This window comes from Streptomyces sp. SCA2-17, from assembly GCF_044336695.1.
Genome location: NZ_CP117521.1, coordinates 2,603,919 through 2,627,504 on the forward strand (window position 1 = coordinate 2,603,919; position 23,586 = coordinate 2,627,504).

The 23,586-nt window shown below is 70.7% G+C and carries 27 protein-coding genes; 12 read left to right on the forward strand and 15 right to left on the reverse strand.

The window, feature by feature from the left end:
- The first annotated feature begins 201 nt into the window (after positions 1-201).
- A complete protein-coding gene (locus PS271_RS11485; protein WP_398381861.1) occupies positions 202-1,473 on the forward strand; it encodes a nucleotide sugar dehydrogenase in 1,272 nt (423 codons plus the stop codon).
- A gap of 121 nt (positions 1,474-1,594) precedes the next feature.
- Here PS271_RS11485 and PS271_RS11490 read toward each other — a convergent pair whose 3' ends face one another.
- The gene (locus PS271_RS11490) at positions 1,595-2,746 is read right to left on the reverse strand and encodes a rod shape-determining protein (RefSeq protein WP_120756604.1); all 1,152 of its coding nucleotides are present in this window, start codon (positions 2,744-2,746) and stop codon (positions 1,595-1,597) included.
- 153 nt (positions 2,747-2,899) lie between these two features.
- Here PS271_RS11490 and PS271_RS11495 point away from each other — a divergent pair, with 153 nt between their 5' ends.
- Positions 2,900-3,505 carry a hypothetical protein gene (locus tag PS271_RS11495; protein WP_398381862.1) on the forward strand — a complete coding sequence of 202 codons (606 nt, stop codon included), beginning with the start codon at positions 2,900-2,902 and terminating at the stop codon, positions 3,503-3,505.
- A gap of 136 nt (positions 3,506-3,641) precedes the next feature.
- Here the strand turns inward: PS271_RS11495 and PS271_RS11500 are convergent, their stop codons facing one another.
- The 4 genes from PS271_RS11500 to PS271_RS11515 form a co-directional block, all read right to left on the reverse strand.
- Positions 3,642-4,769: a GuaB3 family IMP dehydrogenase-related protein gene (locus tag PS271_RS11500; protein WP_391835795.1), complete on the reverse strand. Its 1,128-nt coding sequence runs from the start codon at positions 4,767-4,769 to the stop codon at positions 3,642-3,644.
- 107 nt (positions 4,770-4,876) lie between these two features.
- Complete coding sequence (gene guaB / locus PS271_RS11505; protein ID WP_398381863.1) at positions 4,877-6,379, reverse strand: IMP dehydrogenase; 1,503 nt, start codon at positions 6,377-6,379, stop codon at positions 4,877-4,879.
- A 139-nt stretch (positions 6,380-6,518) separates the two neighbouring features.
- Entirely contained in the window at positions 6,519-7,121 is a 603-nt protein-coding gene (locus PS271_RS11510; protein ID WP_398381864.1) for a sigma-70 family RNA polymerase sigma factor, read from the reverse strand.
- Between the two features lie 368 nt (positions 7,122-7,489).
- Positions 7,490-8,101: a response regulator transcription factor gene (locus PS271_RS11515; protein WP_003948568.1), complete on the reverse strand. Its 612-nt coding sequence runs from the start codon at positions 8,099-8,101 to the stop codon at positions 7,490-7,492.
- 400 nt (positions 8,102-8,501) lie between these two features.
- On the opposite strand from PS271_RS11515, the gene PS271_RS11520 reads away from it, so the two are divergent.
- The gene (locus PS271_RS11520) at positions 8,502-8,807 is read left to right on the forward strand and encodes a WhiB family transcriptional regulator (protein ID WP_030368345.1); all 306 of its coding nucleotides are present in this window, start codon (positions 8,502-8,504) and stop codon (positions 8,805-8,807) included.
- Positions 8,808-8,864: 57 nt separating this feature from the next.
- On the opposite strand, the gene PS271_RS11525 is transcribed toward PS271_RS11520, so the two are convergent.
- Positions 8,865-9,776, reverse strand: a complete 912-nt coding sequence (locus PS271_RS11525) for a LysR family transcriptional regulator (RefSeq protein ID WP_120756602.1) — start codon at positions 9,774-9,776, stop codon at positions 8,865-8,867.
- A gap of 80 nt (positions 9,777-9,856) precedes the next feature.
- Here PS271_RS11525 and PS271_RS11530 point away from each other — a divergent pair, with 80 nt between their 5' ends.
- The 3 genes from PS271_RS11530 (at position 9,857) to PS271_RS11540 (ending at position 12,241) form a co-directional block, all read left to right on the forward strand.
- The gene (locus tag PS271_RS11530; RefSeq protein ID WP_398381865.1) at positions 9,857-10,531 is read left to right on the forward strand and encodes an MOSC domain-containing protein; all 675 of its coding nucleotides are present in this window, start codon (positions 9,857-9,859) and stop codon (positions 10,529-10,531) included.
- A 169-nt stretch (positions 10,532-10,700) separates the two neighbouring features.
- Positions 10,701-11,474 carry an SDR family NAD(P)-dependent oxidoreductase gene (locus tag PS271_RS11535; RefSeq protein WP_398381866.1) on the forward strand — a complete coding sequence of 258 codons (774 nt, stop codon included), beginning with the start codon at positions 10,701-10,703 and terminating at the stop codon, positions 11,472-11,474.
- A 68-nt stretch (positions 11,475-11,542) separates the two neighbouring features.
- Positions 11,543-12,241 carry an ester cyclase gene (locus PS271_RS11540; protein ID WP_398381867.1) on the forward strand — a complete coding sequence of 233 codons (699 nt, stop codon included), beginning with the start codon at positions 11,543-11,545 and terminating at the stop codon, positions 12,239-12,241.
- Between the two features lie 153 nt (positions 12,242-12,394).
- Here the strand turns inward: PS271_RS11540 and groL are convergent, their stop codons facing one another.
- The 3 genes from groL to PS271_RS11555 all read right to left on the reverse strand — a co-directional run bounded on the left by groL (position 12,395) and on the right by PS271_RS11555 (position 15,632).
- Positions 12,395-14,017, reverse strand: a complete 1,623-nt coding sequence (gene groL / locus PS271_RS11545; RefSeq protein ID WP_356286006.1) for a chaperonin GroEL — start codon at positions 14,015-14,017, stop codon at positions 12,395-12,397.
- A 95-nt stretch (positions 14,018-14,112) separates the two neighbouring features.
- Positions 14,113-14,421 (reverse strand): co-chaperone GroES, encoded by a 309-nt coding sequence (groES, locus tag PS271_RS11550; RefSeq protein ID WP_058046787.1) that lies wholly within the window; start codon positions 14,419-14,421, stop codon positions 14,113-14,115.
- Between the two features lie 314 nt (positions 14,422-14,735).
- The gene (locus PS271_RS11555; RefSeq protein ID WP_398381868.1) at positions 14,736-15,632 is read right to left on the reverse strand and encodes a polysaccharide deacetylase family protein; all 897 of its coding nucleotides are present in this window, start codon (positions 15,630-15,632) and stop codon (positions 14,736-14,738) included.
- Between the two features lie 96 nt (positions 15,633-15,728).
- Here PS271_RS11555 and PS271_RS11560 point away from each other — a divergent pair, with 96 nt between their 5' ends.
- The 3 genes from PS271_RS11560 to PS271_RS11570 all read left to right on the forward strand — a co-directional run bounded on the left by PS271_RS11560 (position 15,729) and on the right by PS271_RS11570 (position 17,874).
- Positions 15,729-16,967, forward strand: a complete 1,239-nt coding sequence (locus PS271_RS11560) for a THUMP-like domain-containing protein (protein ID WP_398381869.1) — start codon at positions 15,729-15,731, stop codon at positions 16,965-16,967.
- A 52-nt stretch (positions 16,968-17,019) separates the two neighbouring features.
- Complete coding sequence (locus PS271_RS11565) at positions 17,020-17,334, forward strand: hypothetical protein (protein WP_398381870.1); 315 nt, start codon at positions 17,020-17,022, stop codon at positions 17,332-17,334.
- A 132-nt stretch (positions 17,335-17,466) separates the two neighbouring features.
- On the forward strand, positions 17,467-17,874 hold the full coding sequence (locus tag PS271_RS11570) for a hypothetical protein (RefSeq protein WP_398381871.1): 408 nt from the start codon (positions 17,467-17,469) through the stop codon (positions 17,872-17,874).
- Positions 17,875-17,892: 18 nt separating this feature from the next.
- On the opposite strand, the gene PS271_RS11575 is transcribed toward PS271_RS11570, so the two are convergent.
- Both PS271_RS11575 and PS271_RS11580 read right to left on the reverse strand, forming a co-directional pair.
- The gene (locus PS271_RS11575; RefSeq protein WP_398381872.1) at positions 17,893-18,480 is read right to left on the reverse strand and encodes a Uma2 family endonuclease; all 588 of its coding nucleotides are present in this window, start codon (positions 18,478-18,480) and stop codon (positions 17,893-17,895) included.
- 56 nt (positions 18,481-18,536) lie between these two features.
- Entirely contained in the window at positions 18,537-19,442 is a 906-nt protein-coding gene (locus PS271_RS11580; protein WP_398381873.1) for a hypothetical protein, read from the reverse strand.
- Between the two features lie 386 nt (positions 19,443-19,828).
- On the opposite strand from PS271_RS11580, the gene PS271_RS11585 reads away from it, so the two are divergent.
- From PS271_RS11585 to PS271_RS11595, 3 genes are all read left to right on the forward strand, one after another.
- A complete protein-coding gene (locus PS271_RS11585; protein ID WP_398381874.1) occupies positions 19,829-20,047 on the forward strand; it encodes a hypothetical protein in 219 nt (72 codons plus the stop codon).
- Between the two features lie 155 nt (positions 20,048-20,202).
- Positions 20,203-20,580, forward strand: a complete 378-nt coding sequence (locus PS271_RS11590) for a DUF6247 family protein (protein WP_398381875.1) — start codon at positions 20,203-20,205, stop codon at positions 20,578-20,580.
- The gene (locus PS271_RS11595; protein ID WP_398381876.1) at positions 20,577-20,873 is read left to right on the forward strand and encodes a hypothetical protein; all 297 of its coding nucleotides are present in this window, start codon (positions 20,577-20,579) and stop codon (positions 20,871-20,873) included. Before PS271_RS11590 ends, PS271_RS11595 begins: the two co-directional genes overlap by 4 nt.
- 6 nt (positions 20,874-20,879) lie before the next feature.
- On the opposite strand, the gene PS271_RS11600 is transcribed toward PS271_RS11595, so the two are convergent.
- From PS271_RS11600 to rimI, 4 genes are read right to left on the reverse strand one after another with little or no spacing between them, the layout of a single operon-like run.
- Entirely contained in the window at positions 20,880-21,245 is a 366-nt protein-coding gene (locus PS271_RS11600) for a hypothetical protein (protein ID WP_398381877.1), read from the reverse strand.
- Positions 21,246-21,296: 51 nt separating this feature from the next.
- On the reverse strand, positions 21,297-21,920 hold the full coding sequence (locus PS271_RS11605; protein ID WP_398381878.1) for a hypothetical protein: 624 nt from the start codon (positions 21,918-21,920) through the stop codon (positions 21,297-21,299).
- A gap of 4 nt (positions 21,921-21,924) precedes the next feature.
- A complete protein-coding gene (gene tsaD / locus PS271_RS11610) occupies positions 21,925-23,103 on the reverse strand; it encodes a tRNA (adenosine(37)-N6)-threonylcarbamoyltransferase complex transferase subunit TsaD (protein WP_398381879.1) in 1,179 nt (392 codons plus the stop codon).
- Positions 23,087-23,569 carry a ribosomal protein S18-alanine N-acetyltransferase gene (gene rimI / locus PS271_RS11615; RefSeq protein ID WP_120756814.1) on the reverse strand — a complete coding sequence of 161 codons (483 nt, stop codon included), beginning with the start codon at positions 23,567-23,569 and terminating at the stop codon, positions 23,087-23,089. Before rimI ends, tsaD begins: the two co-directional genes overlap by 17 nt.
- Positions 23,570-23,586 lie beyond the last annotated feature (17 nt).

The window sequence follows — 23,586 nt, forward strand, 5'->3', positions numbered from 1 at the left end:
CCGCCGGTTGCTCCGCTGGTCCCCGCGCTTGATTGCTCCTCCTTCGATGCTGCCCCAGATCCGCGGGTTTGGCCGCGCCGGCGGCGCAGGGGAGCGAGCCGGGCCGCGTTGATCCCGAATAACAGTCATATATCCGCTTAACCTGATGTAACTCGTACGCGTGCCGAAGACCCCCGGCTCCCCGGGAAGGACCGCCTCGCCATGCCCGCAGATCTCGCCGTCATCGGACTCGGCCACCTCGGACTCCCCCTCGCCCAGGCCGCGACCGCCGCCGGCATCGACACCATCGGCTACGACCCCGATCCGCACACCGTCGCCGAGCTGCGCGCCGGCCGGCTGCCCCCCGAGTGCGCCGACGGCTGCCTCACCGCCGCCGAGGTCCGCCGGATGCTCGCCGCGGGCTTCCGCCCCACGACCGCCGACGCCGAGCTCGGCAAGGTACGGACCGCGGTCATCTGCGCGCCCACCCGGCTGGGCGAGGACCGGGCCCTCGACCTCGGCCCCATCGGAGCCGCCGCCCGCGCCCTCGCGGTACGCCTCCGCCCGCACACCACTGTTCTCCTGGAATCCCCCGTCTACCCCGGCGCCACAGAGGAATTCCTGCGCCCCCTGCTCGAATCCGGCTCCGGGCTGCGCGCAGGCCACGACTTCCACCTGGCCTACTCCCCCAGCCGCGTCGACCCCGGCTACAAGCGCCACGCCTACGCCGGCATCCCCAAGGTCATCGGCGGCCTCACCCCCGCCTGCACGGAGGCCGCCGCCGCCTTCTACGGGCGGGTCTGCGAAAAGGTCGTCCGCGCGCGCGGCCTGCGCGAGGCCGAGGCGGTACGCGTCCTGGAGACCAACTACCGCTACGTCAACATCGCCCTCGTCAACGAGATGGCCGTTTTCTGCCACGACATCGGCGTCGACCTGTGGGACGTCGTGCGCTGCGCCGAGACCAAGCCGTTCGGCTTCCAGGCGTTCCGCCCGGGGCCCGGGGTGGGCGGCCCCGGCGTCCCCATCGACCCCAACTACCTCTCGTACAAAGGGCGCAGCCTCGGCTACCCGCTGCGGATGGTGGAGGTCGCACAGGAGGTCAGCGGGCGCATGCCGCGGTACGTCACCCAGCGGTGCGCCACGCTCCTCAACGAGCACGGCAAGTCGGCACGCGGCGCACGGGTGCTGCTGCTGGGCGTCAGCTACAAGGCCGACGTCTCCGACCAGCAGGGGGCGCCCGCGCGGGAGATCGCCTCACGGCTGATGGAGCTGGGCGCCCAGCTCAGCTACCACGACCCGCACGTGGCGCAGTGGCGGGTGATGGGGCGGCCGGTGCCGCGGGCCGACAGCGTGTACGAGGCTGCGGCTGCGGCCGACCTTACGGTGCTGTTGCAGCATCACCGGACGTATGACCTGCAAGGCCTTGCGGTGAAGGCGCAGCTGCTGCTGGATACGCGCGGAGCGATTCCCGCCGGCGCGGGGCATCGGCTCTAGGGCGGCGCGCCCGGCATACGTCAGGTGAAGCGCCTGACGGCGCTTGTCCTCAAACGCCGGACAGGCTGGATTTGCTGCCCGGCCGGCGCCTGAGAAAAGGGAGCCCGGCTGCCCCGAACCGCTACAGCCTCCCCAGCCCCAGTGCCCTGTTCGGGGCGTCCAGGACCGTCCTCAGGGCCGCGAAGTCCTCGACGCAGCGGCCCGTGCCGACCGCCACGCAGTCCAGCGGGTCGTCGGCGATGATGACCGGGATGTCGAGCTCCTTGCTCAGCCGCACGTCCAGGCCGCGCAGGAGCGCGCCGCCGCCCGTGAGGACGATGCCGCGGTCCATGATGTCGCCGGACAGCTCCGGCGGGGTCTCGTCCAGGGTCTGGCGGACCGCCATGACGATGGCGTCGACGGGCTCCGACAGCGCGTGGCGGATCTCGTCGGCCGTCAGCTCGCGCGTCTTCGGCAGGCCGCTGACCTGGTCGCGGCCGCGAATGGTGCAGCGCTCCGGCGGCTTGAGGCCCTGGGTCTCCTCCGGGTCCCCGCCGACCTCCTCCAGGCCGCTGTCCTTCTCCAGCTGCTTGGCGAGGGCGGCCAGCCCGGCCGCGGACCAGTAGCCGGTCGGGGCGGCGGAGCCGATGTTCATCTTGATCTCCTCCGCGGTGCGTTCACCGATCGCGAGGGAGTACTCCTTCTTCACGTACGAGATGATCGCCGCGTCCATCGCGTCGCCGGCCGTACGGACGGAGCGGGCGGTGACGATGCCGCCCAGGGAAATCACGGCGACCTCGGTGGTGCCGCCGCCGATGTCGACGACCATGCAGCCGGTCGGCTCGCTGACGGGCAGGCCCGCCCCGATCGCCGCGGCCATGGGCTCCTCGACGAGGTGCACCTGACGGGCGCCCGCCCGCGAGGCCGCCTCGATGACGGCGCGCCGCTCGACGCCGGTGATGCCGGAGGGCACGCACACCACGACGCGGGGGCGGGCGAAGAAGCGGTTGCCCATGACCTTCTTGATGAAGTGCCGCATCATCCGCTCGGCCACCTCGAAGTCGGCTATGACGCCGTCGCGCAGCGGGCGGACCGCGACGATGTTCGAGGGGGTCCGGCCTATGGTCTCCTTGGCCTCGGAGCCGACCGAGAGCACGCTGCCGTCGTCCGCATTCACGGCGACGACTGACGGTTCGTTGAGCACCACTCCCTTCCCGCGCACGTACACCAGGGTGTTCGCCGTGCCGAGGTCGATCCCCATGTCCCTGCCGCTGAACGACTTGCTTTGCGCCATAAGTTGCCATTATTCCTTACGGTCGAACTTTTATACGGAGTTCACAGCCACATGATCACCGTGGGTGGCGGATTGCTGTCGTAGCACGCTGATACCTTTTGGCCTTTACTTAGCCCTTACTTCAACGCCCAGGACATTCGGGGGACATCGCACATGAGCCAGCCCTGGCAGCAGCCGCAGCAGCCACAGCAGCCGCCCCAGCACAACCCGTACGGCCAGCCGCCGCCCCAGCCGTACCCGCCGCAGCACCAGCCGCAGCAGCCGCCCCACCAGCAGCCCTACGGCTACGGGCAGCAGCCCCCGCCACCGTACGGCGCCCCCGGCGGCTTCCCGCCGCCGCCCGCACCCGTCCGCCGGGGCAACCCCGCGCTCGCCGTGGTGCTCGGCATCGTGGCCATGCTCGTGGGCGCCGGGGTCTACGGAGGGATCCTCAAGGCCTCCGACGGCGGCCAGATCGGCTACCTGGCCGTCGGCACGGGCGCCCTGATCGGCGCCGTCCTCGGCAAGGTCGGCGGGCGCAACCCCGCGCTGCCGGTCGCCGGTGCGCTCCTCGGCCTGCTCGGCGTCTACCTGGGCCAGATCTTCGGCATCGCCCTGGAGCTGAGCGACATCGCCAACATCCCGGTCAGCCAGGTGTTCACCGAGCACTTCGACACGCTGAACAAGGCGTGGAAGGAATACCTGGAGCCGATCGACGCGGTCTTCTTCATACTCGGCGGCGCGGGCGCCTTCCAGACCGCCCGCAAGCTCGGCGGCTGAGGGCCCGCCCCCCTGCCCCGGCATGCCGAAGGGCCCGGACCGCCATCGCGGTCCGGGCCCTTCGGGCCAAGCTGCCGGCAAAGCTGCCGTACGCCAGACGCCGGCGCGTCAGGCGTCAGGCGTCAGCGCGCAGGAGTCAGCGCTTGTCGTGCTGCGACGGCGCGACCGTCACCTCGACCCGCTGGAACTCCTTGAGGTCGCTGTAGCCCGTGGTGGCCATGGCACGGCGCAGCGCGCCGAACATGTTCATCGAGCCGTCCGGGGTGTGCGAGGGGCCGAGGAGGATCTCCTCGGTGGTGCCGACCACGCCCAGGTTCATGCGCTTGCCGCGCGGCACGTCCTCGTGGACGGCCTCCATGCCCCAGTGGTGGCCGCGGCCCGGCGCGTCGGTGGCGCGGGCGAGCGGGGAGCCCATCATCACGGCGTCCGCACCACAGGCGATGGCCTTGGGCAGGTCGCCGGACCAGCCCACGCCGCCGTCGGCGATGACGTGCACGTAGCGGCCGCCGGACTCGTCCATGTAGTCCCGGCGGGCGGCGGCCACGTCGGCCACGGCGGTCGCCATCGGGACCTGGATGCCCAGGACGTTGCGGGTGGTGTGCGCGGCGCCGCCGCCGAAGCCGACGAGGACGCCGGCCGCGCCGGTGCGCATCAGGTGCAGGGCGGCGGTGTACGTGGCGCAGCCGCCGACGATGACCGGCACGTCGAGCTCGTAGATGAACTGCTTGAGGTTCAGCGGCTCGGCGGCGCCGGAGACGTGCTCGGCGGAGACGGTGGTGCCGCGGATCACGAAGATGTCCACGCCGGCGTCGACGACGGCCTTGGAGAACTGCGCGGTGCGCTGCGGCGAGAGCGCGGCGGCGGTCACGACACCGGAGTCGCGGACCTCCTTGATGCGCTGCCCGATCAGCTCTTCCTTGATCGGGGCGGCGTAGATCTCCTGCAGCCGCTTGGTCGCGGTGCGCTCGTCCAGCTCGGCGATCTCGGCGAGCAGCGGCTCCGGGTCCTCGTAGCGGGTCCACAGGCCCTCGAGGTTGAGGACGCCCAGGCCGCCCAGCTCGCCGATCCGGATGGCGGTCTCGGGCGAGACGACCGAGTCCATCGGGGCGGCCAGGAACGGCAGCTCGAAGCGGTAGGCGTCGATCTGCCAGGCGATCGAGACCTCCTTCGGGTCGCGGGTACGGCGACTCGGGACGACGGCGATGTCGTCGAATGCGTACGCCCGGCGGCCGCGCTTGCCGCGCCCGATCTCGATCTCAGTCACGTGTGTGGCCTTTCCTTCTACGTCCTGCCGCATCCAGTATCCCCGACGCGGCGGAGCCCGCGGCCTGAGAGGTCGCGGGCTCCATAAACTGCTTGAAACGCGTACTACTACCGGCGGGAGTAGTTCGGCGCCTCCACCGTCATCTGGATGTCGTGCGGGTGGCTCTCCTTGAGGCCCGCCGACGTGATGCGGACGAAGGTGCCCTTGTCCTTGAGCTCCTGGATGTTGGCCGAGCCGACGTAGCCCATGGAGGCGCGCAGGCCGCCGATGAGCTGGTGGGCCACCGAGCCCAGCGGGCCGCGGTAGGGCACCTGGCCCTCGATGCCCTCGGGCACGAGCTTGTCCTCGGAGAGGACGTTGTCCTGGAAGTAGCGGTCCTTGGAGAAGGAGCGGGCCTGGCCGCGCGACTGCATGGCGCCCAGCGAGCCCATGCCCCGGTAGGACTTGAACTGCTTGCCGTTGATGAAGACCATCTCGCCCGGCGACTCCTCGCAGCCCGCGAGCAGCGAGCCGAGCATCACCGCGTCGGCACCGGCGGCGATCGCCTTGGCGATGTCGCCCGAGTACTGCAAGCCGCCGTCGCCGATCATCGGCACGCCCGCGGCGTGGCAGGCCTGCGCGGCCTCGTAGATCGCGGTGACCTGCGGGACGCCGATGCCGGCGACGACGCGGGTGGTGCAGATCGAGCCCGGGCCGACGCCGACCTTGACGCCGTCGACACCGGCGTCGATGAGCGCCTGGGCGCCGTCGCGGGTGGCGACGTTGCCGCCGACGACGTCGACGCTGATGTTGGACTTGACCTTGGCGATCATGTCGAGGATGCCGCGGCTGTGGCCGTGGGCGCTGTCGATGACCAGGAAGTCGGCACCGGCCTCGACGAGCGCCTGGGCGCGCTCGTAGGCCTCGTCGCCGACGCCCACGGCGGCACCGACGATCAGGCGGCCCTCGGCGTCCTTGGCGGCGTTCGGGTACTGCTCGGCCTTGACGAAGTCCTTGACCGTGATGAGGCCCTTGAGCACACCGGAGTCGTCGACCAGCGGCAGCTTCTCGATCTTGTGGCGGCGGAGCAGCTCGATGGCGTCCTCGCCGGAGATCCCGACCTTGCCCGTGACCAGCGGCATGGGCGTCATGACCTCGCGCACCTGGCGGCTGCGGTCGAGCTCGAAGGCCATGTCGCGGTTGGTGACGATGCCGAGCAGCTTGCCGGCCGCGTCGGTGACCGGCACGCCGCTGATGCGGAAGCGCGCGCACAGGGCGTCCGCGTCGGCGAGGGTGGCGTCCGGGCGGACCGTGATCGGGTCGGTGACCATGCCGGACTCGGAGCGCTTGACCAGGTCGACCTGGTTGGCCTGGTCCTCGATGGAGAGATTGCGGTGCAGGACGCCCACGCCGCCCTGGCGGGCCATGGCGATGGCCATGCGCGCCTCGGTGACCTTGTCCATCGCCGCCGACATCAGCGGGATGTTCACCCGGACGTTGCGCGAGACCCGGGAGGAGGTGTCGACGGCGTTCGGCAGGACCTCCGAAGCGCCCGGCAGCAGCAGGACGTCGTCATAAGTCAGACCGAGCATCGCGAATTTCCCGGGCATTCCGTCGACGTTGTCAGTCATGACACCTTCCCAAATGGTCTTGCCCCAGCGCGGACTCCCATGCTAACGGCCGCCACACGTGTCCCATTCCACGACGGCTGAGGATCGCGTCACTTGGAGATTCGTACGAATGGAGGACGAACGGAGAGCCCTGTGCGCTCTACTGCTCGGCCAGCGCGCGCAGCCTGCTGAGCGCCCGGTGCTGCGCGACCCGCACCGCACCCGGCGACATGCCCAGCATCTGGCCCGTCTCCTCGGCGGTCATGCCGATGGCGACGCGCAGCAGGACCAGCTCGCGCTGGTTCTCCGGAAGGCTGGCGAGGAGCTTCTTGGCCCACTCGGCATCGCTGCTGAGCAGGGCCCGCTCCTCCGGCCCGAGCGAATCGTCCGGCTGCTCGGGCATCTCGTCGGAGGGCACGGCCGTGCTGCCGGGGTGGCGCATGGCGGCCCGCTGGAGATCGGCGACCTTGTGCGCGGCGATGGCCACGACGAAGGCCTCGAAGGGGCGCCCCGTGTCGCGGTAGCGGGGCAGGGCGCACAGGACGGCGAGACAGACCTCCTGCGCGAGGTCGTCCACGAAGTGACGGGCATCACCCGGCAGGCGCGACAGCCGGGTGCGGCAGTAGCGCAGCGCGAGCGGGTGCACCAGGGCGAGCAGATCGTGGGTGGCCCGCCGGTCACCCTCGACAGCGCGGGCGACGAGGGCGCCGATCTCTCCCGGGGCGGCCGCCGCCGGGGTCCCCTTGGTGTCGTCTTCGCGCATCGGTCCATGGTGCCTCGCCGTGGCAGCTTCCTCGGCACCACCCTCGTGGTTGCCCGTAGAACCGTTACGCGTCGGTGTCCTCGCACTCACGTCTAGCGCCTCCCCTTTCGGGTATGCCCGCCCCAGCACTCACGACTCCACCGATAGCTTGTGCCCGCGCCGCACGGCACGGGGCAAGGCTTTTCCGTCATGAGGTCTCTTGGGGCCGAGGGCGAAGCCTCGGCTCCTGCCGGGGAGGAGTCACACTCCAAGGATGCGGCATCCCTCGGAGTTTCGGCGTCGGACGCCGAGCGGTGGGGCCGCGGTGCTGATCGCCCACCGGGGTGGCGCGCACCGCGACCTCACGACGCTGCGCGCCACGCCGCGCCCTAGCGGACCAGGCCCCAGCGGAAGCCGAGCGCCACGGCGTGCGCCCGGTCCGAGGCACCCAACTTCTTGAAGAGGCGCCTGGCGTGGGTCTTGACGGTGTCTTCCGAGAGGAAGAGCTCCCGCCCGATCTCCGCATTCGAGCGGCCGTGGCTCATTCCTTCGAGGACCTGGATCTCGCGCGCGGTGAGCGTGGGTGCGGCACCCATCTCGGCCGAGCGCAGCCGGCGCGGGGCGAGCCGCCAGGTCGGGTCGGCGAGGGCCTGCGTCACGGTGGCCCGCAGCTCGGCGCGCGAGGCGTCCTTGTGCAGATAACCGCGCGCTCCGGCGGCGACCGCGAGCGCGACACCGTCGAGGTCCTCGGCGACGGTGAGCATGATGATGCGGGCCCCGGGGTCCGCGGACAGCAGCCGGCGGACGGTCTCGACACCGCCGAGTCCGGGCATGCGTACGTCCATCAGAATCAGGTCCGAACGATCGGCTCCCCAGCGGCGGAGGACTTCCTCGCCGTTGGCTGCCGTCGTCACACGCTCGACACCGGGCACGGTCGCCACCGCACGGCGGAGCGCCTCACGGGCAAGCGGGGAATCGTCGCAGACGAGGACGGATGTCATGACCGTCCTCCGCAGCTGATGCGCGTCACCTTGAGCCTCCAGGCTGGTACTGATCGTCACCTGTGCGATCGACGGCTCTGGCGCCGGGTCGGACACCTGCCCGACTGCTTCATCCGTCAACCGCCTCCGCCCTCTCAACGACGGTCACCCGAAAGAGTTACGGGGTCGGTCGAGCACGTTCGGCACTCTACGTGAGGGCGCGGACACGGAGCAGGGCGCATTGGGGGCGCCCGCCGCGCCACCCCTGCCACACCCCCGCCGCACCCGTGTCACAACTGCGCTATGCCCCATTTGCCCATGAGGAGCAGTTTTTCTTCCCATTTGCTGGCGTCTATGACTAGATTCGCAATCAGTCATATTTACATCCACCCGGCAGACCGTTCGCTTCGAGGGGATAGCAATGGCAGATTTCTCCCGGCTTCCCGGTCCCAACGCCGACCTGTGGGACTGGCAGCTCCTGGCAGCCTGCCGCGGGGTCGACAGCTCGCTGTTCTTCCACCCGGAGGGCGAGCGCGGCGCCGCCCGCAGCGCACGCGAGACCTCGGCGAAAGAGGTGTGCATGCGCTGCCCGGTACGCGCGGAATGCGCGGCGCACGCGCTGGCCGTACGGGAGCCCTACGGCGTGTGGGGCGGCCTCACCGAGGACGAGCGCGAGGAGCTGATGGGCCGCGCGCGACACAGAGCCATCGCCGCGGCCGGCTCGTAAGCCCGGCCGCGGAGGCACTCCACGGAGGTAGCGCCCGGCCGTGACGATAGGCGCGGCTCAGCGCCCCGCCGTGCCCGCCAGCCTGTCCAGCATCGCGTCCACCGCCGGCACCCGCGCCAGGTCCGGCAGCGTCAGGGCGACGATCTCCCGGTGCACGGCGGGCTCCACGGGAACCGTCCGCGCGCCCTTGGGGCGTACGGACTCCAGCGCCAGCTCCGGCATCACCGCGACGCCCAGCCCCGCGCCGACCAGGCCGAACACCGCCGGATAGTCGTCGGTCGCGAAATCGATGCGCGGGGTGAAGCCCGCGCTCTCGCAGACCTCCACCAGATGCCGCCGGCAGCGCGGGCAGCCCGCGATCCAGGGCTCCTCGGCCAGGTCGGTGATGCCGATCCGGTCCGCCCCGGCCAGCCGGTGGCCCTCCGGGACGACACCGATGAGGCGGTCGGTCAGCAGCGGGCGGACGACGAGGTCCTCCCACTCGGCGCCCGCGGCCGGGTCCGCGCCGCGGACGTCGGGGTAGCGGAAGGCCAGCGCGATCTCGCACTCGCCGTCGCGCAGCATCTCCACCGAGCGCGGCGGCTCGGCCTCGACCAGGGAGATCTCGGTGCCCGGGTGCGCCGCCCGCATCTGCGCGAGCGCGCCGGGCACGAGCGTCGAGCTGCCGCTGGGGAAGGACACCAGTCGCACCCGGCCCGCCCGCAGCCCGGCGATGGCCGCGATCTCCTCCTCGGCCGCGGTCAGCCCGGCCAGGATCCCGGAGGCGTGCCGGACGAGGGCCGTGCCGGCCTGGGTGAGGCGCATCTCGCGGCCCGTGCGCACCAGCAGAGGCGTGCCCGTGGACTGCTCCAGCGCCTTCATCTGCTGGCTGACGGCGGGCTGGGTGCAGCCCAGCTCCCGGGCCGCTGCCGAGAAGGAACCGGTCAGGGCCACCGCGCGCAGCACCCTCAGATGACGAGCCTCGATCATAGGTCGAGCATAAGGCCACCTTGGGGGCCCAGCGAAATAATCACTGGCGCCTTTGGGTATTCATCGATTACTCTCTGTACATGCACCTACTCTCTGTGAATGTGGGCCGCGCCGGTACGGCGGACATCCCGGGCGCGCCCGGCTTCGGGGCCGGCCTGGCCACCGCGATCGACAAGCGCCCGGTCGACGGCCCGGTCGCCGTCTCCGCCCCCGGCCCGAAGGGCACGGGCGGCAGCGGTCTCGCGGGGGACACGATCGTCAGCCTGCGCCACCACGGCGGGGACGACCAGGCGGTGTACGCGTTCGCGCGCGAGGACCTGGACCGCTGGGAGCGGGAGCTGGGCCGCCCCCTGCCCGACGGCTCGTTCGGCGAGAACCTCACCACCAGCGGAATCGACGTCAACGGCGCACGGATAGGTGAGCGCTGGCGCATCGGGCCCGATCTGGTGCTGGAGGTGAGCGCGCCGCGGATCCCCTGCCGTACGTTCGCCGAGTGGCTGGGAGAGGCGGGCTGGATCAAGCGGTTCACTCAGGAGGCAGCCCCCGGCGCCTACCTTCGGGTGATAGAGCCGGGCGAGATCCGCGCGGGGGATGAGATATCCGTCGTCCACCGCCCCGGCCATGAGGTGACGGTGTCCTTCGTCTTCCGCGCCCGCACCGTTGACCGGACCCTTCTGCCCGGCGTTTTGGCAGCCGGGGACGCCCTCCCCGCCGCCATGCGTGAGAAGGCGCTGGCGTATCAGGCGAGCCTCTGAGGCCCTTCGATGACGGTCCGCCAGCTGTCCGAAGTGTCCGGTCCGCGGCCCGTAGGCGTCCCGTGCGCCACCCCGTACGCCGCCCGCTGACCGTCAATCAGCGCCCGACCGGTCGTCAAATCGCGGTACGGCATCGGCGCGCGCGTCCACCGGGCTCTACGGTGCCGGTATGACGACTGTTTTGATCACAGGGGCGACGGCCGGGATCGGTGCCGCGTTCGCGCGCCGCCTGGCGGGCGACGGGCACGACCTCGTCCTCGTGGCCCGCGACGAGGAGCGGCTCGGCCGGCATGCGACCGAGCTCCACGACCGGCACGGCGTGGAGGTGGAGGTCCTGCCCGCGGACCTCTCCCAGGACGAGGGCATCGAGGCGGTCGAGGCGCGGCTGCGTGACCGCGAGCGCCCGGTGCACCTGCTGGTCAACAACGCCGGGTTCGGCAACAAGGGCGGCTATCTGGAGGTGTCCCTGGAGGACGAGCTCAAGATGCTCAAGGTGCACTGCGAGGCGGTGCTGCGGCTGACGTCCGCGGCGGCCGAGGGGATGCGCGAGCGCAAGCGCGGCGCGGTGGTCAACGTGGCGTCGGTGGCCGCGTTCGTCCCGCGCGGCACGTACGGCGCGAGCAAGTCCTGGGTCGTGCAGTTCACCCAGGGCGCCGCGCGCGACCTGGCCGGGAACGGGGTGCGGCTGATGGCGCTGTGCCCGGGCTTCGTGCGGACGGAGTTCCACGAGCGGGCCGGGATGGGCACGGACAACGTGCCGGGCTGGCTGTGGCTGGACGCCGACAAGGTGGTGACGGCGGCGCTGCGGGACCTGTCGCAGGGGAAGACGCTGTCGGTGCCCGACCCGCGGTACAAGGCCATGACCGGGCTGATGAAGCTGGCGCCGCGCAGGGTGGTGTCGCGGGCGTCGTCGACGACGGGCCGCAAGTACGGGCCGAAGTAGGACGCGAAATCTCGCCCTCCCGGGTGATCTCTTCAGGACTAACCTGGACATATCACCCGGGAGGCGCCATGACTTTCGTGCAGATCATCGATTGCAGGACGAGCCGGTACGAGGACATGAACCGGCTGATGGACGACTGGGTCGCCGCGACCGAGGGGAAGCGGACCGCCACCCACGCGATCGTGGGCAAGGACCGCGCGCAGGACGGCCACTACGTGGAGATCGTGGAGTTCCCGTCCCACGAGGCCGCGATGCGCAACTCGAAGCTCCCCGAGACCGACCGGATCTTCGCCGAGATGGCCGCGCTCTGCGACGGGGTGCCGGCCTTCACCGACCTCGACGTGGTCCGCGACGAGCAGCTGAACAAGGCCACCGCCCGCCGCTTCTTCGAGGAGGTCGCGCGGGACGGCGATCTCGGTCTGATGGACGAGCTCTTCACCGCCGACTACCGCGACCACGACATCGGCAAGGAGGAGCCCGTCGTCATCGGTCTGGATGCCATGCGCTCCGATGTCGAGGGCTGGCGGGACGCGTTCGACTTCGCCTTCACCCTTCACTCCCAGCTCGCCGAGGGCGACGAGGTGGCCACGCGCTGGACGTGGCGCGGGGTGCACCAGGGCGACTTCATGGGCCACCAGCCCACCGGTCAGGAAGTGACCATGGAGGGCACCACCACGTTCCGTTTCCGCGCCGGGAAGATCGCCGAGGGCTGGTGGATCTACGACATGCTGGGGCTGAAGCGGCAGCTGGAGTCGGGGCCGGCGTAACCCCGGACGCCGCGGAACGGCCGGAGCCCGGCACGAGAACGGCCGGAGCCCGGCACCCATCAGGGGTGCCGGGCTCCGGACCGGCTACTGCTCACCGCTTACCGCTTACCGTTCACCGCTCACCGCAGTGCGCGGCGGGAGGTCAGTGCGGGATTAGTGCGAGTGACCGTGGCCGTGACCGGCCTCGGCCTCCTCCTCCGCCGGCTTCTCGACGACCAGGGTCTCGGTCGTGAGCAGCAGGGAGGCGATGGAGGCGGCGTTCTCCAGGGCGGAGCGGGTGACCTTGACCGGGTCGATGACGCCGGCCTTCACCAGGTCGCCGTACTCGCCGGTGGCGGCGTTGAAGCCCTGGCCCTTGTCGAGCTCGGCGACCTTGGAGGTGATGACGTAGCCCTCGAGGCCGGCGTTCTCGGCGATCCAGCGCAGCGGCTCGACGGCGGCGCGGCGGACGACGGCGACACCGGTGGCCTCGTCGCCCTCCTTGCCGAGGTTGCCCTCGAGCACCTTGACGGCGTGGACGAGCGCGGAGCCACCACCGGAGACGATGCCCTCCTCGACCGCGGCGCGGGTCGCGGAGATGGCGTCCTCCAGACGGTGCTTCTTCTCCTTGAGCTCGACCTCGGTGGCCGCACCCACGCGGATGACGCAGACGCCACCGGCGAGCTTGGCGAGGCGCTCCTGGAGCTTCTCGCGGTCCCAGTCGGAGTCCGTGGACTCGATCTCGGCCTTGATCTGGGCGACGCGGCCCTGGACGTCGGCGGAGTCGCCGCCGCCGTCGACGATCGTGGTGTCGTCCTTGGTGATGGTCACGCGGCGGGCGGAGCCCAGCACGTCCAGGCCGACCTGGTCGAGCTTGAGGCCGACCTCCTCGGCGACGACGGTGCCGCCGGTCAGGGTGGCCATGTCGCCCAGCATCGCCTTGCGGCGGTCACCGAAGCCCGGGGCCTTGACGGCCACGGCGTTGAAGGTGCCACGGATCTTGTTGACGACCAGGGTCGACAGGGCCTCGCCCTCGACGTCCTCGGCGATGATCAGCAGCGGCTTGGAGGAGCCACCCTGGATGATCTTCTCCAGCAGGGGCAGCAGGTCCTGGATGGAGGAGATCTTGCCCTGGTGGATGAGGATGTACGGGTCCTCGAGGACGGCCTCCATGCGCTCCTGGTCGGTGACCATGTAGGGCGACAGGTAACCCTTGTCGAAGGCCATGCCCTCGGTGAAGTCCAGCTCCAGGCCGAAGGTGTTGGACTCCTCGACGGTGATGACACCGTCCTTGCCGACCTTGTCCATCGCCTCGGCGATGAGCTCGCCGACCTGCTTGTCCTGGGCGGACAGGGCGGCGACGGCGGCGATGTCGGCCTTGTCGTCGATCGGGCGGGCGGTCGCGAGCAGCTCGTCGGAGACGGCCTTGACCGCGGCGTCGATGCCCTTCTTCAGGGCGGCCGGGGAGGCGCCGGCGGCGACGTTGCGCAGGCCCTCGCGGACCAGCGCCTGGGCCAGGACGGTCGCGGTGGTGGTGCCGTCACCCGCGATGTCGTTGGTCTTGGTCGCCACCTCCTTGACGAGCTGGGCGCCCAGGTTCTCGTACGGGTCCTCGATCTCGACCTCGCGGGCGATGGTGACGCCGTCGTTGGTGATGGTCGGGGCGCCGAACTTCTTGTCGATGACGACGTTGCGGCCCTTGGGGCCGATCGTCACCTTGACCGTGTCGGCCAGCTTGTTGACACCGCGCTCGAGGGCGCGACGGGCGTCCTCGTCGAACTTCAGGATCTTCGCCATGGGTTGCTTCAAGTCCTCTCAAACGAACCGCGCCCCGGACCCCGGCGGCTTACACACACGGGAACCAGGGCGCAGATCACATCAAACGGGGTGAATTACTTCTCGATGATCGCGAGCACGTCGCGAGCCGAGAGGACGAGGTACTCCTCGCCGTTGTACTTCACCTCGGTGCCGCCGTACTTGCTGTAGAGCACGACGTCGCCGACGTTCACGTCGAGCGGAAGACGGTTGCCCTCCTCGAAGCGGCCCGGGCCCACGGCCAGGACGACGCCCTCCTGGGGCTTCTCCTTGGCGGTGTCCGGAATGACCAGGCCGGAGGCCGTGGTCTGCTCGGCGTCGAGCGGCTGGACCACGATGCGGTCCTCAAGCGGCTTGATGGCAACCTTGGAGCTGGCGGTCGTCACGATCCGACCTCCCCCTTCGGAGATTCACGGGGTTATCTGTCTGAGGTGGCGACCAGGAGGATCCGTCGTCGCGGGTGCCGGATTCTGCCCGTCGCTGCGTTTGGCACTCCCGGGTGGAGAGTGCCAACGGAGCCGAGACTATGACGCGGTTAGCACTCGGTCAAGCGGAGTGCCAATTCGCCGTGCGGCGAGCTCGCCGGTTCACTCCTGGGAGTGCGCACCCGGCCGGTCGGGGCACGGAGCGCGGAAGTGGATCTGCCCGCGAGCCGCGGGTCGTAATCCTCCGGATTCCCCGGGCCCGCGCACGCCAGCCCTCACACGTAGTCCTCCAGGCGGGCCACCGTGAATCCCTGCCGCTCGATGCTGCGCAGCATGTTGGCGACCATCTTGGTCATCGTCGTGCCCTTGAGCTCCGAGGGTCCGCGGAAGTGGGCGAGGACGATGTCGCCGGGGCGCAGCTTGTCGCCCTGCGCGTAGCGCATGTCGTTGATCTGCATCGTCACCTCCCACAGCAGCAGCGCCTTGACCCCGCAGCCGCCGGCCGCGGCGAGGGTGGCGTCGTTGTAGTTGCCGTAGGGCGGACGGAACAGGGGCGGTTTCCCGCCGTACCTCTTCTCCAGGACGTCCTGCTGCCCGCAGATCTCGCGGCGCTGGGCGTCGGCGGAGAGGGTGCGCAGGTTGGGGTGGGAGAGGGTGTGGTTGTTGATGCTGTTGCGGTTGCCCTCGCCGCGCAGCTGCTCGAAGTAGCCGTAGCCGGTGCCCGCGCGGGCGATGTCGTCGGTGAGGAACATCGTGAAGGGCAGCTTGAGGTCCTTGGCCATCTTCACGAACTCCGGGTCCTTCTCCGCACCGTCGTCGAAGGTCAGGAAGACGACCTTGTCGTTGGTGGGCACGCGCCGGATCACCTTGGGGGCGGCCCCGGACCTCAGCCCGTCGGTCAGCTTGGCGGAGGGCGGGGCCGGGGGTGCGGCGAGGGGCTTGTCGATGCCCCAGCGGCGGTAGGCGGCGGCGTCGGGGGAAGCCGACGGGGAGGCCGTGACCGTGGAGTGCGTACCGGGAGAGGGAGCGCCGGACGCCTTCTTCTCGCCACCGCCGTCCCCGGACGAACCGGAGCAGCCGCTGAGGAGCACGGCCAGCAGGAGCGGGGTGACGGCGGCGGCGCGGCGGGCGGATCGGAGGCCGGGGCGGGGACCGGATATTCGGGAGCTCACACTTCCGATTGTTGTTCATGAGTTCGATGGGTTCGATCCGGGCAGTGGGCGGGACAGAAGGGGCGCCCTGTCAGAGGGCTGGGCAAGAATGGCCGGGTGCCAGCACAGAACGAACCCGCCTCCGTAGCCGCCGCCGGTCCCGCCACTGATCCCGCCACCGATCCCGTCGCCGCCTTCACCGCGCTCCGCACGGAGGAGGGCCGGAGCCTGCTCGCCGAGCTGCGCGATCACGACCCGGCCCGGGAGCTGGCCACGGCGACCCGGCTGCGCCGCGACCACCCCGCGGAGCTCGTGTCGGCGGCGCTCGGCATGGCGCGACTGCGGCAGCGGGCGGTGGCGAAGTTCGGGGCGGAGGACGCGTACCGGATGTTCTTCACGCCGAACGGCGTGGAGCAGTCGACGCGCCGCTCCGTGGCGGACTACCGCGCTGCCCGTTTCGCCGCGCTCGGCATCCGCTCGGTGGCGGACCTGTGCTGCGGCATCGGCGGCGACGCGATCGCGCTGGCCCGGCTGGGCATCCGCGTCCTCGCGGTCGACCGCGACCCGCTGACCTGCGAGGTCGCGCGGGCGAACGCGGAGGCGCTGGGGCTCGCGGAGCTCATCGAGGTGCGCTGCGCGGATGTGGCCGAGGTGGACACCGCGGGCTACGACGCGGTGTTCGTCGACCCGGCGCGGCGGGGCGGCCGCGGCCGCATCTTCGACCCGGAGGCGTACTCCCCGCCCCTGTCGTGGGCCGTCGAGGCGGCCCGCCGGGCGCCGCACGCCGCCCTCAAGATCGCCCCCGGGGTGCCGCACGAGGCGATCCCGGACGACGCGGAGGCGGAGTGGATCTCCGACGGGGGTGACGTGAAGGAGGCCGTGCTGTGGTTCGGCACGGCGCCGGGCGCGCGGCGGGCGACGCTGCTGCCGGGCGGGCACTCGCTGGTGGGCGCGGGGCTGCCGGATCCGTCGGTACGGGCGGTGGGGCGGTATTTGTACGAGCCGGACGGGGCGGTGATCCGCGCGCACCTGGTGGCGGACGTGGCGTCCTGTTTCTCCGGCAGCGGCCTGATCGACGAGACGATCGCGTACGTGACGGCCGACGAGCTGCGGGCCACGGACTACGCGTCGGCGTACGAGATCACGGACGTCCTCCCGTTCAACCTGAAGCGGCTGAAGGCGCTGCTACGGGAGCGGGAGGTGGGGGTCGTGACCGTGAAGAAGCGCGGCTCGGCGGTGGAGCCGGAAGAGCTCCGCAAGAAGCTGAAGCTCGCGGGCCCGAACTCCTGCGTGATCGTGCTGACCCGCGCCGCGGGAGCACCGGTGATGCTGCTGGGACACGCGGTCAGCGCGTAGCCGGCGGCCCGGGATGGGCGTCCGGAGTGCCTGTTGCTCCTACGCTCGCTCCATGACCGAGAACGAGATCAAGCTCAAGGCCATCGCGGCGCTCACGGCCCTGCGCGGCGGCGTGGGGACGGACTACGTGTCGTCCCTGCTGGGCGAGGTGATCCCCGACGAGTTCATGGTGCCCGTCGGCGCACAGGCGAGAGAGGTCGGGCTCGCGGTGCTCAACCAGCTCTCCGAGCCCATGAGCGCGCTGATCAGCGGCCTGATGCTGGCCTTCGAGGCGGTCGCGGACGCGTACGACGAGAGCGCGCCCGAGGCGCCGACGGAGGAGATCCTGCAGACCCTCGCGCTCGAACTCGCACGCGAATCCGACTGAGGCCACAGGTGTCGACAATCATCGTATTTCCCGCTGAACGGACGTGGTGGCGGGCGGTTCGGCGCTAGCGTGCGTCGCGTCCGGCACGGGGACGTTTCGTTGTGCGACGGGGAGCGGACGGGGAGCGGCGGAATGCTGAGCGAGGCACTGGCGGCGGTTGCCGCGGCAGGCGGCACGGCGGTCGTACGGTCGGCCGGGACGGACGCGTGGACCGGGCTGCGGCAGCGGGTCGCCCGCTGGTTCGGGCGCGGCGACGAGGCGCGCGAGCGCACCGAACTCGAGCGGCTCGACCGCACGGCCGGCGCGCTGGAGACGGCGGCGGCGTCCGGACAGACCGAGCGCATACGCGACCGCCAGGAGGCCGTCTGGCAGGACCGCTTCGAAACGCTCCTGGAGGGCCTTCCGGCGGACCAGCGGGAGGGGGCGGCGGAGGAGTTGAGGACGCTCGTGAAGGAATACGGGGCGCCTTCGCAGGCGGCGGGGCCGGTGTCCACGCAGGGGAACGCCTTCCGCGGGCCGACGGCGCTGGGGGGCGAGTGAACTCGCGCCTCAGCCGGGTCAATGGGTGTAGTCCTTGAGCTTCTCGGTGTCCAGGGTGATGCCGACCGGGTCGGGGAGCTTGACTGTGTCGCCGTAGGGGTGCGGTGTGCAGACCTGGTAGGCGCCGTCCTTTGGCTCACTGTGGACAACGACCGTGTGCGCCTGGCGATCGACGAGGAGGTAGACCGGGATGTCCGCCTGGGCATAGCCGTCGCGCTTCTCGTGGCGGTCTCGCCGGTCGGTGTCCGGATCGTGGGACGTAACTTCGACGGCCATCAGCGCACCAGCCGGATCCGCCCACGCACCGCTTGTCGCGAAGTGGTCAACTGGCGCCAGCACTCCGTCCGGAATGGCCCGGCCTTTGCGGTAGCTCTCGACCTTCAGCTGCTGCTCCGGGGTCAGGTCCAGCTCAGGACGCTGCTGCATGCACTGCCTGAGCAACCACATGATGATCGCCCCATGGGCACCATCCGGCACTGGCTTGACCTCTAGCTTCCCCTTGATGAATTCGAGCTTCACGCCTTCCGGCGCCGACCTGGCGAGCTCTTCGAAGTCGTCCACAAAGAGCTGCTGCCGGTCGGGAGTGGCTGGGTTAGCAGGTGTCATGGCGTCGCCTCCTACCTCCCATGGTGCCTCTATGACACGAGGCAGTTCCTGAACACTCACCTGATGCTCCTTTCGAGGGTGCGGAGGTTTACGCGGATGGCGGCGGCCCGGCGGTGGATTTCCTTCGGGGGGATGGCCTGGGGGAGGTCGGGGGCCGATTCGCCGCGGCAGGTGCGGCAGAAGCCGCCGGGAAGGGCTTCCGGGCGGCCCGGGGCGCGGCAGAGCATGCACTCCAGGATGCGGATGATCCGGCGCGGGGCCGGCTCGGCCGGGCGTTCCGGGGGGAGCTTGTCCTTCAGGCGACGGCGGGCCAGCGAGGCCGCGTGGTGCACTTCCAGCGGCAGGCCGGCGGTGAGTTCGCGCGCGATGTCCTCCGGCGCCACTCCCCTGGCCAGCCATTCCTCCGCCATCGGCTCCAGCGCCGTGCAGTCCGCCGCCGACAGCGTCATCCGCGGGTCCATGCGGCCCGCCAGCGCCAGCGCCTCGTACGCCTGCGAGCGGGGCGGTTTAACTGCCGGTTGCAGCCCCGGATCCGGCTGCGGCCGCGGCTCCGGGCGCGGCCTCGGGACGTTTCCCGCCTGGAAGTCCGCCCACCAGTCGTCGTCCCGGGGCGTCCGCGTGAAGTACGTCCTGGTCACCCAGTGGTTGCTGCCGCCGTCACCCTTCTTCCGCTCCGTCACCCTGCGGAGGTGGCCTTCCTCCGTCAGGCGCTTCAGAGCGGTGCGGCAGGCTGCCTGGCCGTAGTCGGGGAGGTTCGCCGCAAGGGTTTTCGCATCCATCGCCGCGCCTTCGGGCAGGCGGTCGATGAACGCGGCGATGGAGGCCTCGCGGGGCGGGAGGTGCGCGAAGTCGTTCGAGGTGCGGCGCGCCTGGTCGGGGGCGGTTCGCTTGCCGTAGCCGGGCTTGGCCTGGGGGTGGGCCTGTGCGGCGTGCACGGCGCCGTTAGAGTTGGCGTCAGCCATGGGATCGAGTCTCTTTCGATCTTGATGGTCAGGCCCCGGTCCGGTGTTGGCGCACCTGCCGGGGCTGATTTGTTGCTGCGAACGCTAGAGGGCCGTAACCGTTCGTCGCAACCCGGTCGCTTGAAGTGAACCAATGTGGTACACGCGGCCGTTGGCCCCGCGCACGCCCGGGGAAGGGAGGGTGGGTGGGTTATCTCCCCACCCATTCCTCAGAAACAGAGCTCGGAACCCGGCCCCCGAAGCCCGGAGCGCACACATACTTCATTGCGGGGAAGGGCAGTTGGGCTTTCGCATTAAGGGGCCCTTTTGAAGGCAGGCGGTACCCTCACCGCACGTACCGCGATGGGTGCTCGCGACGCTCACGGCAGTCCTTGACCCTGGGTGGCGTGAACAAGGAAATGCCGCCTCTCGGGGCGTACGTCATCGACACCCGGACCGGTCAGGTCGGTCAAGTCACGGCACACACCGGCGATTTGGTGCGCTTGCGCCCTCCCGGGGATGGCGACGACTGGGACTGCCCGGCCGCTTCGACCGAGCTGACGTCCCTCCGCGTCTACCTGCGCTCCCGCGTCCTCGAGGCGAACCGCCGGCGGAGGCTGGTGTGACCGCCCGCCGCGCCGGAGGCGGAGCCCCGGTGATCAGCGGCAGTTTTCCCGCCGTCCCCTCTAAGCTTGAGGTGCTCCACTCAGCACACCGCAGCGCCGGTGCCACCGGGGACCGTCAGCGGTGCGGCCGACGCGACCCAGGAGAGTGCTGCCTCATGAGCACCGCTGCATCGGAAAGGCCTGACGGGCCGCTCATTCCTCAGCCTGCCAACAACCCGGAAGACCTCAGGGCCGCCATCGCCCAGATCATGCCGAAGGCCCTGGCGAAGTTCGACGCCGATCGCACCGAGGCGCTGCGGGAAGCACGCCGTACGGGCAATGCAGGACCCATGCGCCAGCTGATCAGCCTGTGGGCCGTGCACGTCGCCATCGCACGCTTTCCTGATCGCGCCGCCAGACTCCGCGAGCTCGAAGACCTGGCCGAATCGACGGATTCCCTGGACGAAGCGCGGGCCGTCGCCACCGAGATCGGCCGCATCCTGGATCAGGCATCCGACGACGCCGGAATCTCCCGCGGGTCGGCCGCCCGGTGAACGATGCGCAACATGAGCGGTGGGTCTGGGAGTACGACCCGGACCGTGAACATGTCGTCGGCGGCTTACCCGCGATTGTTGTCACCCAGGTCGAGAAGGTTGCGGATGACCTGGTCACGCTGTGCAACGTAGGGGTCGACGTATCCGAGCTGGGAGAAGGCGGGCCTCACGGCCGCCCCGGCGGAGTGCGTCGTCTGCAACTGTCTCCCGACGGCTGGGTGCACGTACTGCCGGCACCCCGACTCAAGATGGTCGCGGTCGTCCAGGTCACTCCGCCGTTCCAGCACCTCTGAACGGTCTCACGCCAGATCCGTCAGATCCTCCGCGTAGAACGTCGTCAGCGGCTGCGGCCCCACGTACTGCTGGCAGTTGCACTGGCGTAGTTCGTACGACGTCGGCTTCTTTTCCGCGTCCCAGGCGACCGGGGTCTCCACCGACTCGTGGCACTTGCCCTGCTTGTCATGCTTGGCCAAGTGGTGGGTGCAGCCGCATATGGGCTGGGGCGGCTTCGCCGCCGCCTCCAGGGCCGCACGTTCGGCGCGCTCCGTCTCCAGGAGCTCCAGCTTGCGTTCGTGGCGGGTGCGCAGGGCCGTGCGGGCGGTGTCGGCGACCTTGGTGAAACCGCCCACGCCGAAGAAGATCAGCACCCACCAGAGCCAATCCATGTCCGGCTCCTCCCCAACCGCCTGCCCTGTCCGCTCCTCGCCAGAATACGCTCAGCACCGCTGCCGGTTGAGGGAGCAGTACCAGCGGTGGTGGGTCAGGGCGGTGGCGAGGCCGTGTGCGCCTGCTGCTGCCATCGGGGCCGTCAGGCCCCACGCGTAGGCCAGGGACGAGCCGTCCTTCGGGGCCTCCGTCGCCGTCATCAGGTCCGCTACCGCCGCGCCCCCGACCGCCAGCGCGCCCGCGCACGGCAGCAGTGACATCAGCAGCCAGAACCACACGCGGCCGGCCGCCCGGAATCCCGGGTCGCGCACCGCTTCGCTGTCCAGGGCCGTCCACAGACGAAGCCGCTGCCGGGCTTGCTTCTCCGTCCGGAGGCCTGCGCGGATGCCCAGGAGGGACGGGATTGTTGAGCCTGCCGCCAGGATCAAGTACGCCGCCGCGTACACGTACGAGATCCCGCCCTCGGTCGCCGACTTCAGGCCCAGGACCGCGAACGTCCAGCCCAGCATGAAGACACCCGTCAGCAGCCATGCCAGCAGCAGGCGGCCCGGAGACAGCACCTTGCCTATCAGGGCGTCCAGCGCCCTCCACCGGTCCGCCAGCATGGCCTCCCGCGTCGGCCACGTGCTCAGGTGCCACGGCGGAGGCGGTGGCGGCAGCTTCGCTATGCCCATGCGGCTACGACTCGTACAGGTTCTTCTTGCTCAGTTCGTGGACGTGGTCGTGGTCATGGGCGTGCGAGTGACCATGACCATGACCATGCCCGTGCTCGTGCTCGTGCTCGTGACCGTGCTCATGGCCTTCCTCCGCCGGTACGTGCGTCTCCGTCACCGGCAGCGAGCTGTCCGCCGACAGTTCCCACGACGACGCCGCGCGCCCCCGCGCCACCATCTCCGCGCCCAGCGCCGCCACCATCGCCCCGTTGTCCGTGCACAGCTTCGGCCGCGGTACGCGGAGCGTGATGCCCGCGTCCTCGCAGCGCCGCTGCGCCATCGCCCGCAGGCGCGTGTTCGCCGCCACGCCGCCGCCGATCATCAGGTGGTCGACGCCCTCGTCCTTGCACGCGCGGACGGCCTTGCGCGTGAGGACGTCCACGACGGCCTCCTGGAACGAGGCGGCCACGTCCGCGACCGGTACGTCCTCGCCCGCCGCGCGCTTGGCCTCAATCCAGCGGGCCACGGCCGTCTTCAGGCCGGAGAAGGAGAAGTCGTAGAGGGGGTCGCGGGAGCCGGTGAGGCCGCGGGGGAAGCGGATGGCGTCCGGGTTGCCCTCGCGGGCGTAGCGGTCGATGACCGGGCCGCCGGGGAAGCCGAGGTTCAGGACGCGGGCGACCTTGTCGAAGGCCTCGCCCGCCGCGTCGTCGATGGTCGAGCCGAGCGGGCGGACGTCGGAGGTGATGTCGGGGGCGAGCAGCAGGGAGGAGTGGCCGCCGCTGACCAGCAGGGCCATCGTCGGCTCCGGCAGCGGGCCGTGCTCCAGCTGGTCGACGCAGATGTGGGAGGCGAGGTGGTTCACGCCGTAGAGCGGCTTGCCGAGGGCGTACGCGTACGCCTTCGCCGCCGAGACGCCCACCAGGAGCGCGCCCGCGAGGCCCGGGCCCGCCGTGACCGCGATGCCGTCGAGGTCCTTGGCGGAGACGCCCGCCTCCTTCAGGGCCCGCTGGATGGTCGGGACCATCGCCTCCAGGTGGGCGCGGCTGGCCACCTCGGGGACGACGCCGCCGAAGCGCGCGTGCTCGTCCACGCTGGAGGCGACCGCGTCGGCGAGCAGGGTGTGTCCGCGGACGATGCCGACGCCGGTCTCGTCGCACGAGGTCTCGATGCCGAGGACGAGGGGTTCGTCAGCCTTGCGAGCCATGGGTCATTCCTTGCACTGCGGAGAGGGGATCGGAGAGGCGCATCACGAGGGCGTCGACGTTGCCGGGCTGGTAGTAGCCGCGGCGCACGCCGACGCCCTCGAAGCCGAAGCGTTCGTACAGGCGCTGGGCGCGGGTGTTGTCGACCCGCACTTCGAGGAGCACTTCGCGGCACTCGAAGTCGGTCGCGGCGGTCAGGAGCTCGCGCAGGAGCCGGGAGCCGAGGCCGGTGCTCCAGTGCTCCTGGGCGACGGCGATGGTCTGCACGTCGCCGGTGCCGTCGATCGCCGCCAGGCCGGCGTAGCCGACGACGCGGCCGTCGCCGCCCTCGGCGACCACGTAGCGGCGCGTGGCGCCCGGGCCGCGCGCGTGCGCCAGCTCGGACCAGAACAGCCCCTTGGACCAGGCGTCGTCCGGGAACAGCGCGCGCTCCAGCTCCAGCACCGGCCCGATGTCCCACCAGCGCATCTCACGGACACGCACGT

Bases quoted from the DNA above. Each gene is read 5' to 3' on its own strand.
- PS271_RS11485 (WP_398381861.1), top strand. From the start codon at position 202: ATGCCCGCAGATCTCGCCGTCATCGGACTCGGCCACCTCGGACTCCCC.
- PS271_RS11490 (WP_120756604.1), bottom strand. From the start codon at position 2,746: ATGGCGCAAAGCAAGTCGTTCAGCGGCAGGGACATGGGGATCGACCTC.
- PS271_RS11495 (WP_398381862.1), top strand. From the start codon at position 2,900: ATGAGCCAGCCCTGGCAGCAGCCGCAGCAGCCACAGCAGCCGCCCCAG.
- guaB (WP_398381863.1), bottom strand. From the start codon at position 6,379: ATGACTGACAACGTCGACGGAATGCCCGGGAAATTCGCGATGCTCGGT.
- PS271_RS11510 (WP_398381864.1), bottom strand. From the start codon at position 7,121: ATGCGCGAAGACGACACCAAGGGGACCCCGGCGGCGGCCGCCCCGGGA.
- PS271_RS11515 (WP_003948568.1), bottom strand. From the start codon at position 8,101: ATGACATCCGTCCTCGTCTGCGACGATTCCCCGCTTGCCCGTGAGGCG.
- PS271_RS11520 (WP_030368345.1), top strand. From the start codon at position 8,502: ATGGCAGATTTCTCCCGGCTTCCCGGTCCCAACGCCGACCTGTGGGAC.
- PS271_RS11525 (WP_120756602.1), bottom strand. From the start codon at position 9,776: ATGATCGAGGCTCGTCATCTGAGGGTGCTGCGCGCGGTGGCCCTGACC.
- PS271_RS11530 (WP_398381865.1), top strand. From the start codon at position 9,857: ATGCACCTACTCTCTGTGAATGTGGGCCGCGCCGGTACGGCGGACATC.
- PS271_RS11535 (WP_398381866.1), top strand. From the start codon at position 10,701: ATGACGACTGTTTTGATCACAGGGGCGACGGCCGGGATCGGTGCCGCG.
- PS271_RS11540 (WP_398381867.1), top strand. From the start codon at position 11,543: ATGACTTTCGTGCAGATCATCGATTGCAGGACGAGCCGGTACGAGGAC.
- groL (WP_356286006.1), bottom strand. From the start codon at position 14,017: ATGGCGAAGATCCTGAAGTTCGACGAGGACGCCCGTCGCGCCCTCGAG.
- PS271_RS11565 (WP_398381870.1), top strand. From the start codon at position 17,020: ATGACCGAGAACGAGATCAAGCTCAAGGCCATCGCGGCGCTCACGGCC.
- PS271_RS11570 (WP_398381871.1), top strand. From the start codon at position 17,467: ATGCTGAGCGAGGCACTGGCGGCGGTTGCCGCGGCAGGCGGCACGGCG.
- PS271_RS11575 (WP_398381872.1), bottom strand. From the start codon at position 18,480: ATGACACCTGCTAACCCAGCCACTCCCGACCGGCAGCAGCTCTTTGTG.
- PS271_RS11580 (WP_398381873.1), bottom strand. From the start codon at position 19,442: ATGGCTGACGCCAACTCTAACGGCGCCGTGCACGCCGCACAGGCCCAC.
- PS271_RS11590 (WP_398381875.1), top strand. From the start codon at position 20,203: ATGAGCACCGCTGCATCGGAAAGGCCTGACGGGCCGCTCATTCCTCAG.
- PS271_RS11600 (WP_398381877.1), bottom strand. From the start codon at position 21,245: ATGGATTGGCTCTGGTGGGTGCTGATCTTCTTCGGCGTGGGCGGTTTC.
- PS271_RS11605 (WP_398381878.1), bottom strand. From the start codon at position 21,920: ATGGGCATAGCGAAGCTGCCGCCACCGCCTCCGCCGTGGCACCTGAGC.
- tsaD (WP_398381879.1), bottom strand. From the start codon at position 23,103: ATGGCTCGCAAGGCTGACGAACCCCTCGTCCTCGGCATCGAGACCTCG.
- rimI (WP_120756814.1), bottom strand. From the start codon at position 23,569: ATGCGCTGGTGGGACATCGGGCCGGTGCTGGAGCTGGAGCGCGCGCTG.